The sequence below is a fragment of the Pseudomonas sp. TMB3-21 genome (assembly GCF_054898145.1).
In genome coordinates this window covers 840,440-858,073 of the sequence record NZ_CM142718.1, presented here as the reverse complement: position 1 = coordinate 858,073, position 17,634 = coordinate 840,440, and the positions used below count along the sequence as shown (strand labels likewise).

The 17,634-nt window shown below is 55.4% G+C and carries 7 protein-coding genes and 2 pseudogenes; 3 read left to right on the top strand and 6 right to left on the bottom strand.

Features of this window, described 5'->3' with window-relative positions; all coding sequences use genetic code 11:
• Positions 1-63: 63 nt before the first annotated feature.
• The 6 genes and pseudogenes from ACYZTS_RS04090 to ACYZTS_RS04065 all read right to left on the bottom strand — a co-directional run.
• Positions 64-2,820, bottom strand: coding sequence for an RHS repeat-associated core domain-containing protein (locus ACYZTS_RS04090; RefSeq protein WP_461994216.1), 2,757 nt, complete (start codon positions 2,818-2,820; stop codon positions 64-66).
• The gene (locus tag ACYZTS_RS04085; protein ID WP_461994214.1) at positions 2,817-7,292 is read right to left on the bottom strand and encodes a SpvB/TcaC N-terminal domain-containing protein; all 4,476 of its coding nucleotides are present in this window, start codon (positions 7,290-7,292) and stop codon (positions 2,817-2,819) included. The genes ACYZTS_RS04090 and ACYZTS_RS04085 overlap by 4 nt, the downstream gene beginning before the upstream one ends.
• Positions 7,289-11,464 carry a Tc toxin subunit A-related protein gene (locus ACYZTS_RS04080; protein ID WP_461994212.1) on the bottom strand — a complete coding sequence of 1,392 codons (4,176 nt, stop codon included), beginning with the start codon at positions 11,462-11,464 and terminating at the stop codon, positions 7,289-7,291. Before ACYZTS_RS04080 ends, ACYZTS_RS04085 begins: the two co-directional genes overlap by 4 nt.
• A 35-nt stretch (positions 11,465-11,499) precedes the next feature.
• Positions 11,500-14,034 (bottom strand): Tc toxin subunit A, encoded by a 2,535-nt coding sequence (locus ACYZTS_RS04075; RefSeq protein ID WP_461994210.1) that lies wholly within the window; start codon positions 14,032-14,034, stop codon positions 11,500-11,502.
• Positions 14,035-14,257: 223 nt separating this feature from the next.
• Entirely contained in the window at positions 14,258-14,971 is a 714-nt protein-coding gene (locus ACYZTS_RS04070) for a methyl-accepting chemotaxis protein (RefSeq protein ID WP_461996341.1), read from the bottom strand.
• Positions 14,972-15,115: 144 nt separating this feature from the next.
• Positions 15,116-16,042, bottom strand: a pseudogene (locus ACYZTS_RS04065) (methyl-accepting chemotaxis protein); the annotation flags it as partial.
• A 156-nt stretch (positions 16,043-16,198) separates the two neighbouring features.
• On the opposite strand from ACYZTS_RS04065, the gene ACYZTS_RS04060 reads away from it, so the two are divergent.
• The 3 genes and pseudogenes from ACYZTS_RS04060 to ACYZTS_RS04050 form a co-directional block, all read left to right on the top strand.
• The gene (locus tag ACYZTS_RS04060; RefSeq protein WP_461994208.1) at positions 16,199-16,390 is read left to right on the top strand and encodes a hypothetical protein; all 192 of its coding nucleotides are present in this window, start codon (positions 16,199-16,201) and stop codon (positions 16,388-16,390) included.
• A 211-nt stretch (positions 16,391-16,601) separates the two neighbouring features.
• Entirely contained in the window at positions 16,602-16,850 is a 249-nt protein-coding gene (locus ACYZTS_RS04055; RefSeq protein ID WP_461994206.1) for a helix-turn-helix transcriptional regulator, read from the top strand.
• 25 nt (positions 16,851-16,875) lie between these two features.
• Positions 16,876-17,427, top strand: a pseudogene (locus ACYZTS_RS04050) (type II toxin-antitoxin system HipA family toxin); the annotation flags it as partial.
• Between the last annotated feature and the right edge of the window lie 207 nt (positions 17,428-17,634).

Here is a 17,634-nt window from a genome sequence, read left to right as displayed (position 1 = left end):
CAGATTCGGCCATGCCCTTGGGTGGAGGGCATAGCCGTCAGGCTACGAGATCTCCCAAGCGAGCTAGCGGCTGGTAACTCTTCTTCCAGTAACCACACTGACAAACGGGGGCAGTATTGCACTGCAATTAAAACAGGCTGGGAAATCATTGCCCCGACCGCGTTTTTGCAAGCGAGCTGTGAATATGCGTGCATACGAAAGCCGCTGGTTCAAGCGGCTACGCGGCCCCAGAATCATCCAGGCATTCGCAGCGACCACTTCAGCATGCAACCCGGGAATGCCTGCACTCACCGGGAGCTTTCTTTGCTCTGTTACGTGACGGGCAATTCGCTTACGAAAAAAACCATGTAGCGAAATCTTGTTTTTACTGTAGGCGCTCCTGACCCCCTTCATGAAAGCGCTGAGGTTTGAAACGTGAAAAGTGTCCTCCTCACCTTCCCGCGCATTGTGAAATGTAATACCCGGGAAAGGGTTAGTACGGCTCAAGCTTCCGGGAAAATTATGGAATGCAGTCATGGGAAGGTCATCATCATCCCCTCCTATTGCTGAGAACGCGGTATGTTTGTCCAGCAAAGCAGACGTCAAGACAGGATCGGAAAATCTTGCCCGATCGTAACGCCAAGGCTTGGTCAGGTTTCTCAACTGGTTAAAGGTTTTAGTCCTGTTGGTGTTCGCTTCGCCTACTGCATTCATTACATCCTGTTTGAAAATTTGATAGTGCCGTTTCGCTTTTGCGGAATTTCGCAGTGCCGCATCAACAAAGTCGTTCCGGGACTGCCCCTCTACATACCCTGGAATCTTGCTGAGGTTGGCATCTGCAAGATCGAGGTAATTCAGCGACTCTTGCCTATTCATGCCAGTCGGGTCAGTGAATCTCACCGGGTTGTTTCCAACCATGCAATACAGATTCAAACCATCGATTGCCCCGGCAGGATCAGGACTGATCCAGCGTTGTAACCACGGTGCGTAATAACGGTGCCCATAGTAATAAAGTCCGCTGGCGTCGCGTTCTTTTCCGGAATAACGAATGGTCCGGTAGTCCGCCTCTAGTGCCGAACGCGATGCTGCCCAGGCCGTTCCGCCATACGGCAGGTAACTTTCCTGACTGATCAGCCAGGCCTGGTCATCGAGTTCCAGCGAGCTCGACCCCAAGTGATCATCAAGGCTGTAGCGCATTTGATCTGCAGTGATACCGGCCGGTCGGCCAGTGGTCCAGTGCAGATAACGTACGCTGCACCGACCGGCTTGCAGGGTGATGACCTCCAGTCGCTCGTTACTGCGGGTGCGGATTTCGAGTCCCGGCAGATAGCGGACTTCTCGATGGTGAACGATGGATGCCGCATGAGTTGTTTGCACCTTTCGTACACGTTGACCGCTGCTGTCGTAGTAATAGCGCTCGATGTCGTCGCGTCCCTCTGCACGCGCGACCAGCATCACGCTGCTGAGCTGATTGCGGGTGTTCCACTCCAATACCTGGCCCGGGTTAAGTTGCTGCTGGTTTCCGCCGGCGTCGAAGCCCGACGTTATATCGGGCGTGGTATCGCCTTTGTTCCAGGATTGCAGGCGATTGTTTGCAGCGGCGACCTTGAATGTTCTGGTGTAGTTGTTGCCGTCGCGAGCGTGCCGTAGTTCGGTCAGGTTGCCGCCGGCGTCATACTGATAATGTTCGCTGTAATTGAACAGTTGCTGCGCATCAATCGGTGACCTGCTGGTGGCGGCGAGATGGAGTTGAGTTGTCTGGACCGCCGATTCCCGACCCGTAGCACAAGTCAACTGGTACAGGCTGTCGTAAGTAAACGCGCTGATCGCTTTGACTTTCTGATTACTGCCGAAATGTACCGGTTGCGCTTTGTCCTCGATTCGCAGCACGTTCCCGACCGCGTCATAGGTGTAGTGCAAATCCTGCAAAGTGCTCGTGGACACGGACGCACTGAGGGATGTCATGCGCCCGCTGGCGGAATCGAATACCGCGCGGCTTGTCACGCCGTTGCCGGCGGTTTGCGATTCGACCTGACCGGCTGCGTTGTAGACCAGATCCTTGATAACGGTCGTTGCTACCTTTGTATCTTTGATCAGCAGGCTGATTGTTTTGAGTTGGCCCGCGACATCAAATTCAAAGCCCTGCTGATGTTTGCCGGCATCCACTTGCTGAACGGACTCGCCCAGTGCGTCATATCCCCAGGTCGTTTCGTGGCCATCTCCCTCTTCAAGCAAGCCGTCTCGGTCGATCGCATTGGCAGGCCAATCGGGCAACTGCGGATCAAGCAGGAAGCGTCGCGTCTGAGCCAGCGGCTTGGCGCACAGTGCATATTCGCTGATCAGCAGCGTCCCAGCGTTGTCATCGTGACGGGTCAGTGCGCCGCACGAATTGCTCGCCGCAGAGGCTTGCGAATTGTCGCCATAGTTCAATCGCTCGACCACGCGTAATACTTGATCGACTGCTTGCTCTTCAATGCAAATAGGCCTGAGCTGGATATCGTAAGTTGTCTGCTGATAGCTGCCGCGTTGATCCCAACTACGTAATACGTGGCCGGCGTCCCCGGGCAAGTTCACACGCCACCCGGCGTCCACACTGTCCGTCTTGAGCAACTTGCCCGACAAACTATGGATGTTCGTCAGGTTGGCTTTTGTGGTCTGGCCAAACAGTCTGGGGTCCCAATGTGCGATCGGCCGTCCAGCAACGTCATGCTCCTGGCGGGTGACCCGTGCCTGCGCAGTTTTTGCTGCATCACTGCGCCAGTAAGCCACTTGCCGAACAGTCAGACCTCGGCTGTCGATCACATTGAGCGTCGGTGTTTTGCGGTGCAATTGCGCGCTCATGCGTCACCTCCGGAAGTGGCCGGTGTCTTCGGCGAAATCGCCTCGAGCGTATCGTTCTCGTCTTCCTCGATGGTGTACCAAGGATGTCGGGTCTGTCTCCGCATGAAGGAAGCTTCGCCTGCAAGGCGTGTTCGGGTTGGCCGCCCCAGTGCATCGTAAAACTGCAAGTCGTAATGGCCAAACTGCCTTAAAGCCACATCGTTGATGTACTTGGAGTGATTGGCAAAATAGGGCCGATAAGTACGGATGACCAATCCTTTGTTGTTGTATTCAACCCGTTCGCTTGTCCGCCAGCGCATCGCTGCGACTTGCTCTAGCGGTTTCTCGTTTTCCTGCGTCAGACCACCCGTTGCATTCACCGTGTAAGCGAGACCGGGTTCAACAAGTTGCTTGCTCTGCAATGTTCGGCCGAAGCCATCCAGGCACGTTACGCTGATGCGGATTTGCTGCTGCATGTCGTTGGGAAAACGATCGGCGCTCAGCGTGGCCGCGTGCACCGGCTCTCGGGGCGACTTGTCGATTTCGAGCTTTAATTTCTTGTCATCGGCAGAAACGTCCGCAAGCCCCGCCAGACGATCTCGCCCACGGTTGCAAATGAAACCGCCGTGCAGCAAATCGCCGTTGGTGATACAGCGCGCCAGCCAGTCAGCCTCTTTGATTGCCGCCTTAGAGACGCATCCCATCCAGCTGAACGGCGCTACAAATGTAGCGTTGGCGGTTTTTTGCAATGCTGCTTTAGCGTCTGCAATGGCATCGTCCGGGGTGATGAAGTCCGGACGCTGGTACTCAGAGATCGGTTTGAAGCCGACGGGTATATTGCCTGCAGTGCCGTAAAAAGTGCTGCACAGCAAACGGCCGAAATTGTCGTAGCGCGCTTCCTGAACGTTGCCGTTCGGGTCGACGATGCGCAGTGGTACGAATGAGCGATAGTCGTAAGTTGCTTTAGTGGTGCAGCCATCGGGCAGCCTGAACTCGGTGGTCATGCAGTGATATTTATCGTAGAAAACCTCGGTCACGCCGTGGCTCTTGCTCGGTTGAAAACGCCTGATTTTGAAGTGGCCCGCCAGGGTGGCGTAGGTGGCGAACGAGCTTTTGATCGACCAGAATTTTCTTGCAGGCGTGGATTCGGAAAAAAAATCCGTCATGCGTTGATAGCCCAGTTGGCTTAACAGCGCTGCTGTGGGGCGACTCTCCTGCGGTAACACGTCGAAAGCGCTCAGCGCCGTTTCGTCGAGCTCGGCAGTCTGCAGAAAATCAGCAAGGGCCTCGAAGTGCGCGACACCGTCCTCCAGGGTTTCTCCGGTTGTGGTGTGCTGATAGCGCTGCAACGAAAGACCGGTCAGATCACTTTGGTTAGCCCAAGTCGACTCACTGACCCAATCGAGCACTTTTTCGTACGTCAAGGCTTGTGCCGACAGCCCGCCATACTCCGGCGATTTGGGTCGTTTCTGTGCTTGGGTGCGCTGGCGATAAGGCAACCCCAGTCGCCACCCTTGGGGCGTATCCAGATGAATAAATTCGGCACGGGATTCGCTCAGGTAATAAAACTGTTGCGCTGGGTCATGAGCGTCGCGCCACCATTGCTGTTGATCGCTATCGCTGAAGGGTGGCGGATCGGCTGCGGTTGTACGTCTGGCGCAGTTCACGCTCAGGCTGTGGATCACGGCGCCGTACTGGTCATGCCGCAGATTGAAAGTGTGCTGACATTGCGGGTCGTCGGAGATGCCTTCGTACTGATAGCTGATTGACTCCAGCACTGAAGGCAACATCCGCGCGTAGTGGTGCTTACCTTGCGCTGCTTGCAGCAGGCGAACCCGATAACGGTTTTCCTGAACGGAATAAAGCGTACGGGTTCCCAGGTTTGGCTCGACCGCAAGGACCTCTGTGCGCAGCAAATGACCGCTCTGGGCGCGGGCCATTTCCAAAGTGGTCGCCGGGTCGGGCGACGCGATTGCAGCATCACTATTCGTGGTGGTCTGGTATTGGCAAAGCAGTGCGCGGCCCGGGTGCGTGGCGTGTTTGTCTGTCTCGTCGAAACCGTCACTGGACATGTCCACCGCTTGCCCCGTGTGAAACCAGCTCTTCGTCAGGCATGGCGTGGTGAGGCCTTCCATCGAGGCATCGCCGGGATGGCTTTCACTGTCGAGTTGCAGCAGTAGGCCGAAGCCGCGAAATTCCCGTTCGACGCCGTCGTAGTAGCCTTGGCGATAGGAAAATGTCTGCATCAGGCGATTGCCCGTGATCTCGTCGAGCTGCGCGGTTTCCGAAACCACATGCATTGCAAACGGCACGTGGCAGATGGGCGGCTTGCCGGCATCGATTTTCTCGACTTTTTCGTCCAGCCATTCCTGCGCTGAACTGCGATAGCAGATGCTGTTGGCGGCGCCCATATTGTTGTTGGCGCCGATCAGCAAATAAGGTTTTGCACTGACAAAATCGTAGCGCCAATGACGGGGTGTCGTGTGCGGCGTGCTCAGTATCAGGCTGGAGCAGCCGAGCCCGAGCAGGTTGTCGAAACTCACCTGACACAATCCGTCAAAGCGCACGCCCTCGGGCCAGGGCAGCTTGACCGGCGGCGAAAACCCGCTGCCGCTGCGGTTCATGAAGATGAGCGCGTGCCGTGATTCGAGGTAGATCAGGTCTGTAGAGCCCGAGCCGTCCAAATCCGCCAGTCGAACCCGCGAAGCATCGAACGCCTCATACGCAAGGCCCGGCGAGCCAAGCACCCGACCTTTGCCGAAACGCCCGCGGCCCAGATTTGGCCAGCACTTCACTTCATCGTGACGAATGCGCACCAAGTGTTGCTGACCGCTGCCCAGCATGTCGCTGAAAGCAATGAGTTCGCCGGGCGAAGACGTCAGCACGGGCAGATTGTCCTGATCTTTTTCTCGAGGCACTTCGATGGCGGGCGCGAAGCCTTTCTCACGTCGGTTGGCGTATAGCCGCACGCTGCGTGGCCCTATCATGGCAAGGTCGCTGAGGCCGGCACCCATGAGGTCGGCCAATTGCCCTTTACGCTGAAAAAACTCAATGGGGAACGCATCGAACGTGGCAAATCCTGACCACTGGCGCTCGGCGTTCAGCGAGAAAAACCCGCTCAACTTCGGCTCGGCGGTGAGCAGGTCCAGGCGACCATCGCCGGTCAAATCACCCAGCGATTGAAAATTTTTTTTGGCGGAGGCAGCAGTCGGCAATGTGGGCACGACGCGCAGCTGGTCGTAAGCCACCTCATCACTGTTGGCCTTGCCGCGAATGGGTTCGCGGTAGTACCAGCCAGGGCCGTTGCGTAACAACAGACCCGCCAGTCCTTCGCCGTACAAATCCACCCATTGATAGCGTTGCCCGTCGTTGATATCGGGCATGTTGTGAAAGGGCTGCCAGTTGCTGGCGGCTGCCGACAGTTCAAAGTGGCTGTAGGTAAACTCCATGGGCGGGTGATTTTCAGCGGTCGCCGACGCTCCGTACGCTTGTTCATGGGCGCTGCTCAGTTGCTGATAACCCAGCGCTGTCGGTCGGTATTCGATCAACAGGCGTCTGGCCAGAACCGGATCATTACCCAACTCGGCGGGAAAACGATGGAACATCAGCACCTGTCGGCACAGTCGCTCTGTACAGATTTCATAGCCATACGCGAAGCTGGAAAAAGCGTCGCTGCGTGTCAGCCATTGCTGCCCGGTGTACGCCGGTTTGTCTTGATAATTCGTGCTGCGCTCGCCGTAGTCGAACACCAGTTCGAAGTGCCATTGCAGCGTATCGAGCTGATCCGGTTTCCATAAATACAGGTGCGCGTCGGCCTTGAAATTGCCATAGCTCACCTTGCTCAGGTAACGCTGCGCCTTATCCGCAGCGTACTGATAGAGGATGTGTTCGCCGTGCGGGTTGATGCTTTCTTCAAGCAACCATTCAGCAACTCGGTTCGCATCCTCGGGATCGGCGCGACGCGATGCCGGTTGCCTGCCGAACAGGTGAAGGCTGCCATCGGCGCCGTGCACCAGCCAGAACCCCGGCCGGTCGTTTTTGGAGGACCAGTGTTCGATTCGGTCGAAGTTTTTTTCCAGGCGCGGGAAGTGGCGGATCACGGTGTGCGCCGTATCCAGTTGCAGATCGTTGTAGTGCCTGACGGTGGTTGTCAGCGTGCCTTGAGCACCTTGCTCGGGCATCCACACGACCCCGCCGGGGCCGATGATCTCGTCATCGTCGGCATAGGCCGGTACACCCTTGCTGGTGCGTCGCGCCACGACAGGCAAGGAAAGCCCCCAGCCGATGCCGAACTCACTGTTACCCACTGAACTGGTGTAGCTGAGCGACAGGTCAGGCGCGAAGCCACGTCCCGGCGAAATAGGCAAGGCGATTTCATAGGAGGCCGAACCCCGGGCGCCGACAGTGCCAAAACCTTTGCCAATGCTTTGAATGGCGCCGCCGCCTTTAGGCAATACCGGAGCGGCGACGGCCATCGTGCCTTGTTCACTCATCGCGCCACTCCAGACTTTCTGGCCGTGTACTTCACTTTAACGATGATGTCGGTGAGCGAATCAAGCATGTCTTTTTGTGCAGCATGATTGGGGAAGGTCAGCGTCCATGTCGAGACCGCTCCGGTGTATTCAAAAGGCAAGTAGCGGTCATCGAGAAGGTCAAGGTGAAACACACCGCTGTCGTCGTCTCCGCTGGAAAGCGCAATGTGTTGCTTGATGCGCGTGTCCTTGATGCTCGTGGCCTTCGTGTCAGTAGTGAGGTACATCAAGCTGGACGTTTGCGTCAGCGTTGCGCTGATATTTTCGTACGGGCTCACAATGCCCGGAATCGTAACGCTGAGGGTCTTGATGCGCCGCAGGTAATGCCCTTGTCCTTTCCATTTCTCTTCAAACATCGTGTGGGTGAGTTCGAAATCACATTTCCCTTCTTCCAACAGCGAGGCTTTGATCTGCGGCCAGGTACGATTGATCGCACTGGTCTTGTCTTTGTCCTTGAGGAGTCTCAGGGAAACGATATGTTCGAGTTGCAGGCCGCGCGTATCAGCCTCCAGGAATTTGTTCTGCATGTTCATCAGGCGCGTCTTGAGGCTTTCGCCGGCGGAAAGACCGCGGTAAGTATTCCTCCAGCTATCGGGCTGAATGAACCGACGGGTGTAGTCGGCACACTCGTATTGCCAGCAGGCCTCCGTTGCCAGGCACAAGTCCAGCGCCGCCTCATAAGCCTGTTCATACAAGGTTGAAAATTGATTGTTGAGCCACTGATAAAGCTGTTTGTTGGTAAACCGTTTGCTTAGAAAGTCGTAGTTGTCTCTGGCGTGGGTCAATGCTGTTTCAGCCTGTTTGAGCTGCAGGCGCGTAAGCTTTTCCTGCTCGGCAGATTGCGCGATTTGTGCGCCAATCTGAGCCAGCTCAAGTTGTGCCTGATTGCGATTTAACGTCCATTCTTCACGACGGCGAGCGAACTGTGCACCGCGCTCGAGATGGGAGCCCTCGGCACGGAGCTGCGTAGCTCGCAGCTGTGCCAGAGCGCTGGCGGCATGGGCGGTGCCTTCCCAGCGCGAGCCACCGTTGGCGATGCCAAAAATGTTTGGAATCATCATCAGACTGCCGGCGACAACCTGGGCAATTGATGAATCCACTTCTGCGGCGGCGCTGCTTAGATACAGTCGGCCAGCCTCGGCTTCATCCGGGGTGACATCCTTTTCCAGTAACTGATCATAGTGCGTCAGCCGCCCCTGGATGACTTGCTTGCAAGCGTTGAGGAAGTCGCGGTTTTTGCTGTCCACGCGCAGCGCCTGGCTCTGCAATTCCACGGACATTTTTGCCATGTCCCACGCTTGTTGTTGCTGCAGTTCTTGCACATGGGCCTGTTCCTCGCGTTCGATCAGCGACAGTAGCGTGGCGCCGAATTGGATAACGCTGTCTACCGCGTTCACGGCGTGAATGTGCATCGCCTTGAAACGGTACTGCGAGAGCACGGGTTTCTGCAGTTGCGAATCGGCTCCATAAGATCCGCCGGATTTTCGAAAGTTGACTGACGTTTTCGGGTCGATGGGTGTTGCGAACAAAGGCAGATGCAACGGCTTGCCGCTGATGTCGATGCTATGTTGCAGGTTGTCCAGGCGGCTCTCGACAATGTCCCAACGCTTGAGCAGCTCCGGGTTGATCGGCACGAGAAATCTCGAAGTCTGCAGAGCGGGCAGCACCGCTTGTACGTTGTCTGCAAGGCCATTGGTCTTCAATCGGCTGAGTGCCTTCTCAAGCGCCCGGCGCTCCTTGGCGGGGTTAGCGCTGAGTGCTTTCAAACTGATCGCCGACCATTGCTCCACCTCTTGAACAACCGGGCGCGCGCCAAGAAGATCTTTTGCTCGCCGGTACCAAAGCTTCGCCTCGCCGAGACTGTCTGGCGTCAGTTCCCTGTATGCGGCATCGCCCCGATTGATCAGTATGTCGAGGTAAAGCAGGTATAACGCTTTGCGAGCGTGCACCGGATAGCTCTGGGAAATCATGTGCGGATCATGCGGGGCGCGAGCGGCGTAAGAGGGGACATCGGTGCCGGTCAAGGGCACAGTCTTCCAGCATTCGGGTGGCCTCAGTCCCGGATCGAAGAGGTGATTGATCCAGTTTTCAGCGTCGGTGTATTGCCGTTCAGCATTCAAGCGATGAGCGATCAACCAGGGTAAGTTCAGGAACAGTTCCGTGTAATAGCGGCCATTGGGCCCATGAAAGTCCATGGGTTGATCGGGGTCTGTATCGAATATTTTCGGCTCTTGGATTTGTTGTGTCTCACGGCTGAACAGCTCGTCGAGACTGTTTTCGGCACGGCCTGTGAGTTCGGTGGCCAGCAGGGTGTTGAGCCTGATGGGTTGACGATCTGCCAAACCGTTATCGCTGTGCAGAATCAGTGAGTCCGAGAAATCGAGATACTGCACTGAATTGTTGCTTGAGAGTTTTGGCGTGCTGAAGCTGTCCATAGCGGTCGCTGCGATGCTCCCGCCATACCAATGTTGACCACTGGCGTGCAGTGTTAAACCGTACTGGAATACTTCACTGGTTCTAATCAGGTCACAATCGCTAAATTTGACGTGGTATGAATCTTTTCCTGAGATCAGTGGCGTGATTTGCCTGGGGCTGCCTAACATGGTTTGTCGGACCACAAAAATAGAAGCTTGCTGGTCGTTTGAAAGCAATGTCGGGTCAAGCGTCAGACGAATGGTTAGATCTAACTCGTTGGGCTGATAATCGATGTAGCAGCTTATTGCACCGCGCGGCAATTTGGGTGAGTGGACGAGGTCAGGTTTTGCGGTCACACGTTGCGTGTTATTTTTTTCCTGTTTTGATTGCAGGTAGATAACCGGTTCGGACAGCTCATTTATGGGATGTTTGTGAATTTCATATGCCAGCTTGTAGTGCGCTTGGGAGAGAGCCTCTTTTAGGCTAGTGCCTCGAGGAGGAGCGCCAGAAATGTGAGTAAAATTTTTATCAATGCTGACACTGCTTGAAAAAAGCGGCGTGTTGTTTTGCATGTGGTCATCACGATTTTGCATGTCGTATACGCCGATGACATATTGCGATCTAGGTAACTTTAATTCCCGTTGCTCTCCAAACAGCATGATGGCAATGAGCAAGACGTCTTGCGAATTCTCTCTGATTTGCACCGACACCGTATTGATGCGGGATTTCAGTTCTTCAGGACGCAGGTCCGACAACGGCGTTTCATCAACTGGTCTTGATGTCTGCCGGCCAAGCTGGCCGTTATTGACGAAGTTATTCAAGACCGTTCTCGGCGCGCTCCAGGTCTCATCAGATTTCTTGTAGCAATAACTCATCAACAACTGGGGGTCTCGTTTCTCTCCGCTCACACCCGCCGGGTCTTGATGAATGCACTGGGCCCAAGTAATGAACAACCGATTGTTAAACCAGACAGGGCGAATGGTGTGCTCGATGGCGTCCTGCGGAATAGGGATGTCCGCTTTCTTCCAGTCCGACCAGGCGTACGGTTCGGGATGGTCCTGTTTTACACGCTGACCGTTGTCGGTTTTCGTGCCGTTGTATGGCCGTTCCGCCATGTTGAGCGAGCGCCAGAAATAAGTAGGCTCCGATCGCGATTTGGCAATGAAATAATATTTGCTGTTGGCGAAATCTGCGCCGTCGATATAGCCATTGAGGATTTTCAGATTCGCTACTTCTTCGAAGCGGGTCAGGTATGACTTGACTGCGGACTCGATGGCGGCAGGCTGAATACGGCTTTGGCTTATGTCGTTTATCAGTTGTTTGAAATTGTCGCTGTCGGTATTTCTAAGGTTGGGGTCAAGGTAGATTTCGGGGTAATACAATAATTTTTGGTGGCCCGCCCAGACTGAATAACGGCTCATTTCCTCAGTCCAGATTTTTACTCGCTCTCGGGTTTTCGTCGCCGGGCCGTAACCGGGTTCCAGGCCGTGCAAAATGCTGTGGATGTATTGCTGCAGGCTGGCGATGGCGCTCGCAACAAGTGACGTGACCACCGGCTGGCTGACCGGCATGTCGAGCAACCAAAACTTGCTCAGGTCCTCTACGGTTTTTAGCCTGGCAGTGTTTTCGGTAGCGACCGCGGGCGAGATTGTTTTGAGGTAGTAGGCCAGCTGGGCATCCCGCAGCTTTTCATCAAGTCTTATGTGTAGGTTGGTCATATTCAGTCCTTGAATATTTGCAAAAGAAAGATGGATCAGGAATGAGCAGCGACCAGCGCCTCACCGACGATTTTCCAGTCGGCGGCGGGCTTTTCTGTGTTCAAGGAAACTGCCCGTTTCAGGTTGTTCATCGACAGGCCGGTCTCGTTACAGCAGTTCTTGCAGCGTATGACCCAGTCCACTTCTTCGATTGAACGGGCACAGTGGTGCGGCAAATCGGCAGTCAAGGCGCTGACCTCTTCGATCGTCCAGTCCAGAAGCTCGGTCAAAGTGATATTGGTGTTCATAATCGCCACAGCGTCTGACGGACCGTGGGCGCGTTCGAGATATTCCAGAAACCTGGTTTCCGCTTGCACATGGTGGCGGGTGCACGTGCTGAACCGGTCAAGCAGGTACAACGTGTGGGGAGTCAATGTGCCGCTGTTGCCGTGGGCAAGCCATTCAGTGTTGTTCAGCAATTTCAGCAACGCGTCGTTGGTTAGCACCAGCGCCTGTACTGCCTCACCGGCCCGCAATGCGCTTGCCAGCAACGGTAGGCGTTTTCCGGAGACTGAAGTGTTGGCCGCTATTTCATCGAAAATGGCGACCTCAGAAGTCCCGGCCAATTTCATCGAGCAGGCGATTTCATCCAGGGAAAGAGACGCCACATCGAGCAGTAGTGTTTGGATCAGGAGATTTTTCTTGTCGTCTGTGTCATGCGGCTTTGTTTTAAGGGCGTTGACCAGGTTTTCCAGTTCCGTGTTCAGCGCCTCGTCGTCGCGGGTTTTATCGAACAGGCGGCACCACTGTTTGACCGAGTACTTGTTTTGCCTGAGCCAGTCCACCGCCCAGTCCATCGCCATCAGCACGTCGAAAATGTCGCTTTCGTTATTACTGTCTTCCCTTATCACTCCGGTCACCAACGCTTTACAGAATGGTTCCCCGCCCAGCAGTCGTGCCAGGTCTGTGCATGCTGCAGGTGACAAGCCAAACATCTGGGCGATCCGTGCGTATCGATAAATGGCGGAAGCGCTGGATAGATCATGTTTGAACGCAGGCAGGTGTTGCTTGCATTGTCGCGCGATCAGCAGGAAGTCATCCTGGGTGACACTGGAATCCAGTCCCGCTTTGAGGAATTTCAACGTCGCTACTGAAGTCTCTATATCAATGTCTTTGCCATTGTTTTCTATCAACGGGTTCGTCGTCGATTTGGGGTTGCTGAATTTCTGGTCGAACAATGAACGTCGATCCCCGCAGGCGTACGTGGGCATGTTGTAGTAAAACGAGGCAAACTCTTCTGGCTTGATGCTGTAGCGCTTGCTCAAGTACCGGTACACGCCGAGTGCTCGTAACGTGTTGTTGTTCATCCCGCTATATTTGTCAGGGGACGCCAGTTCAATGTTCATGATCATGGTGTCGAGCTCAGCGAAGCTAATGCCTGTCCAGCGCCGCAGCCGAGTCATCCGAATCATGCAATCCAGGCGAGCTGTGGAGAAGTTGACGAAGCGCCGGTCGATTGCCATAACAGCTCCGACTGAGCCTCTATTGATGTACAGGCGTCCGTAATGATGCCGCTCTGACCACAAATTGTTTATTGACCTGTTCGGTAAATATTTCCCATCGGCCAGTAATTCTTCAATCTGATCGTCAGTCAGGCCAGTCAACTTCTGAAAGCTGTCCACGCTCCATAAGAGCTCGTTGTTTCTAGAACCGTAGGCGTTCCACACCACATGATCGTCGTAGGGCGCTGTCAGCAATTTTTGTTGCGCCGGACTTAAAGCTGACAGGAGTTTTTGGGATTCGATTCTTGTTTTCGAGCTTCCTCCATAGGTCGAATCTATCCCGGAGAACGGGAGGTTAAGATTGATTCGATAATTCAATTCTCCCAATGCCGGCTTATCTTCGCCCAGTGCGAGTTGGCATTGCTGATGATGGAGATCGTAGGGAAGCTCGAGAGGATAGCGCTCGCTGGCCAGTACTTCCTGAACGGTCTTATCGTTCTTGATCTCATCCAGGTAATTCTGGATATGGGTGTTCAGCGTCTCATTGATGACGCTCACCATGGGGCGCTCAACAAACGTATTTTCAGCGTCCAGTATCAGCCCTGCGAGATCGCAGCGGCGCTCCTCCAGAGTGATCCTGTTCGCGTGAGTGGATGAGTTTTCCAGTTCAAGGGCAAACCGGTACAGCGCGCGCAGATAAGCGATGGGCGAATTGTTGGCCGCGATATGGCCCTCATGGCAAAACTGCTGCCAGTCTTCATCGAACAGTGATTGGTAGGTGAGGGGGGCAGAGACCTGATCAGCGTCCCGTCGATTACGTTGTTTAGCCTGCTCCGGCGATAGCTGTTGCTCATAGTACAAACGGCTGATCATGTGCGCGCAGGCTACCGCTTCGTCATAAATGTGCAGCGCATCGGCGGCGTTTAGCAGTGCCAGCGTATCGGCGAAACTTTCCGCAGACAGGCTGGCGATGTCGAACACCGAGTCAATCTGCGCATTATGCAAAGCTGTTTTGATTTCTGTCTTTGTCGCGTGGTCGCTGAAAGTTGAGTCAACGAGTTGCTGCAGAAGGGAGTCGTTACGGTCCATGTGGGGTGAAGCTCCTGATCGAACACTGTGTTTCCGGTCAATGAAAACTACAGGCGCAGACAGCTCGAGGAGATAGGAGGACTGAGATTGTTGCGTATGAAAAGGCGATTGCTCGCGCAGTTTTTGATGGGAAAGTCGTAGGCGTTTAAAGCGTATATGAATGGCCAGCCAGTCGCCGGCGGCTCCCAACTTGCGTGGGAGCCTTGTTAGAAATGGTTAAGGGTTAAACCCTGAAGTGACTCACCATCATCTGCAACTGATTGCCTAACCGCGCCAGTTCGACACTCGACGCTGCGGTTTCATCGCTGGCGGCGGCAGTCTGTTCGGACACGTCGCGCACGTTGATGATGCTGCGGCTGATCTCTTCGGCCACTGCGCTTTGCTGCTCGGCGGCGGCCGCGATCTGCTGGTTCATCGACTGGATGTTGGACACCGTGCGGGTGATGTTTTCCAGTGACACGCCAGCCTTGCGGGTGAGCGCGACGCTGCTGTCGGTGAGCGCGCGGCTGTTGTTCATCACTGCCGACACTTGCTGCGTACCGTTTTGCAGGGCCGCCACCAGGCCTTCGATTTCTTCGGTGGATTTTTGCGTACGTTGCGCCAGACCGCGAACTTCGTCAGCGACCACGGCAAAACCACGCCCGGCTTCACCGGCGCGGGCGGCTTCGATTGCAGCGTTGAGTGCCAGCAGGTTGGTCTGCTCGGCAACAGCCTTGATGACGTCCATGACGCTGCCGATCTTGTCGCTTTCCTGTTGCAGCACGCCCATGGCTTCCGTCGAACGCACCACTTCGCTGGCCAGACGTTCAATCTGCGCGATGGCTTCGTTCACAACCTTGTCGCCTTCACGGGCTTCACCGTCAGCAGCGGCCGCCGCTTGCGAAGCTTCTTCGGCGTTGCGTGCGACTTCCTGAACGGTGGCCGTCATCTCGTGCATGGCGGTGGCCACTTGATCTGTCTCGATCTTCTGGCTGTTGACGCCGGCGCTGGTCTGTTCGGTCACGGCCGACAGTTCTTCGGCGGCGCTGGCAATCTGCGTGACGCCATCGCGAATGCCGCTGATCAGCTCGCGCAGGGTCACGCCCATGCGGGCGATGCCTTGCTGCAATACGCCCAGTTCGTCGCGGCGCGTCACCTTCACGTCTTGCGAGAGATCGCCGCCAGCGATGCGTTCGACCACGGCCAGGGTGTCACGCAGGGGCCCGGTGATTTGACGGGTGATGATGATCGCGGCAATCACCCCGACCAGCAATGCCAGCAACGTGCTGATCAGTTGCAGGGTGCGTGCCTGGGCGCTTTCGGCGTCGCGGCGGTCGAGCTGAATCTGATAGAGCTGATCGCTGAGCGAGACGATGGTCGTGCCCTGATCAGTCATTTCCTTGCGCGCCTGCACGGCGTCGCTGTTGGCGGCTTTATAAGCCTGCAACGCACTGCGGTAATTGCCTAGGGCGCTTTCCAGCTGACGCAATGCGTCCGGCTGAGTGTCGCCAAACTGCACGTTGAGTGGTTTCAGGCTGGCGATGGCCAGGTCGAGTTGGCGGATGGCTTTCTGTTCAGTCTCGGCGTTGCTGGTCGCGGTGTAACCGCGCACTTCATAACGCGCCAGCAGGAAGGCTTCCTTGGCCGCGGTGATCGCCTGGAATTGCTCGGACCGCTGGTCGCTGAGGGGCATCTGCAACACGCTACTGCTGATGCTATTGATCAGCGTGTTGGCGGTTTCGGCATTGCTGCTCATGATGCCGCTCGCGCTGTTGCCGGTGCGGTAGGCGCTACGCATTTTGTTCAGCGAGGTCTTGTAGGCCTCAATGGTGCTGCCTTGGGCTTGCAGCAGCTTGATGTTTTCCGGGCTCTTGAAGGTCGCCAGCAGCGATTGTTGCTGGGCAGAGAACGCATCAAGTGTGGTCTGCACATTCTGCGCGGCGGTTTCATCGCCGTTGGTCAGCATGTATTGCAGGCGCACCACGCGCAATTTGGTCAACCCGGCATTGAGCTGGGTGATGTCGCTCATCCAGTTGCTGCGGTCAATCAACCCGCCCAGGCTCGTCCAGCCGGTCAGGGCGAGGACGCAGGTCAATGCCAGGACCAGGCCAAATCCCAGGCCCAGTTTCAGGTTCACGCTGATGTTGCCGAACCAGCTATTCATCACAATTCCTCCAGGAACGTTGTGTTTCTTGATCGTCTGTTGGCTGGAAGATTGTTGTTTTTGGGCGCCAGCAAGGGTGTAAGCAAGGCTTTATCGGCCGCCGATGCGAGAGCTGAAAGGATTTTTGTGCAGGGAATGGCGGGTGCGGATATCGAGGACAAATCGCAGACAAAAAAAAGCCCGCGGGAGGGCGGGCAAACCGTAGTTTCTTGAAGAGCGAGGCTAATGTACTGGTTGGCGAACAGGAGCGGGGTGAAGAAAAATTCATCTGTGGCGGAGTGTTCTCGGAGCTGCGTTGGTTTCGTATGAGCTCGCGGATGAAGTTGGCTGTGGTAGCGAGCAGATTTTCAGTAACAAGCTCCGACCGCTGTCTTAAATGTCTTGAATGCAGTACATTTTCCTATCAATGTAACGGTTGCTGAACATGGATCATGCTTTCCTCATCACCAAGCTTGCCAAACAACTCCGTGAGCGCCGGATTCATCGCGGCCTTACACAAGCGCGGCTGGCCGAACTCGCCGGACTGACTCGGCAGAAGGTAATTGCTGTAGAGCAGGGCTCTTTGAACGTGAGCATGATGGCTTACGCGAGAATAGTTGGAGCGCTGGATTGTGAACTGGCGGTCATACCCGCCGCCATGCCGACGCTCGATGAATTAAGCGAGATCTTCTGAATGAAAACGACTTCCCTGGACGTGAGTACTGCGTCGCTTTGATCGGGATGCCCGACTTGATCCGATTGGGTTCGAGGACATGGCATCACTGATGGGGCTTTCTGCTCATCAGAAATACAGCAAGAGCTATGCGGCTATCGCCAAAGCGGTGCGGATGTTTTGTCCAGTGGCAAATGTGCGAGCCTCTCTTGACCAACTTTACGATAGTGTTGCCCTGAGTTGCATAATCGGTAATGGCGATGCCCATCTGAAAAACTACGGTTTACTCTATTCTGAACCTACGCAACGTGATGCGCGGTTGGCGCCGGCTTATGACATCGTCAATACCACGGCGTACATTCCTGAAGATGTTTTGGCGCTGGATCTGGCGGGGCACAAGTCGATGTTTGCTTCTCGTCAGGGGCTGCTCGATTTCGCCCGGACCTGCGGGATAAACAATCCAAAAGAGCGCATCGAGAAGCTGTTGCTCGCGCTTGAGGTGGTGCTGCGCAGATATGCTCAACTCGGCGAACAAGCGCCGCACGTGGTGCAAGCAATCCTGCAAGCTTCAGTGCCGTTTGCGCGCACATTCGGTTAGCGTCGGATTTGATATGTGACGCAGCTCGGTGACCGAAACCCATTTATTTGTCACTATTTAATGACATGCCGCTTCTGATAACTGTCGCCAAATTCATGACGCGTCTCAGGCGAAAATAGCCGTCCGGCGGGAGCACAGACAAACTATTGACAGTGTGGTTTTGATCTCACACTATCGGCGGCGTTTTGCTGGCCTTGCGCCATAGAA

Excerpts from the sequence above, each read along its gene's own strand:
- ACYZTS_RS04085 (WP_461994214.1), bottom strand. The coding sequence starts at position 7,292 with ATGAGTGAACAAGGCACGATGGCCGTCGCCGCTCCGGTATTGCCTAAA.
- ACYZTS_RS04075 (WP_461994210.1), bottom strand. The coding sequence starts at position 14,034 with ATGGACCGTAACGACTCCCTTCTGCAGCAACTCGTTGACTCAACTTTC.
- ACYZTS_RS04090 (WP_461994216.1), bottom strand. The coding sequence starts at position 2,820 with ATGAGCGCGCAATTGCACCGCAAAACACCGACGCTCAATGTGATCGAC.
- ACYZTS_RS04070 (WP_461996341.1), bottom strand. The coding sequence starts at position 14,971 with ATGCACGAGATGACGGCCACCGTTCAGGAAGTCGCACGCAACGCCGAA.
- ACYZTS_RS04055 (WP_461994206.1), top strand. The coding sequence starts at position 16,602 with ATGGATCATGCTTTCCTCATCACCAAGCTTGCCAAACAACTCCGTGAG.
- ACYZTS_RS04080 (WP_461994212.1), bottom strand. The coding sequence starts at position 11,464 with ATGACCAACCTACACATAAGACTTGATGAAAAGCTGCGGGATGCCCAG.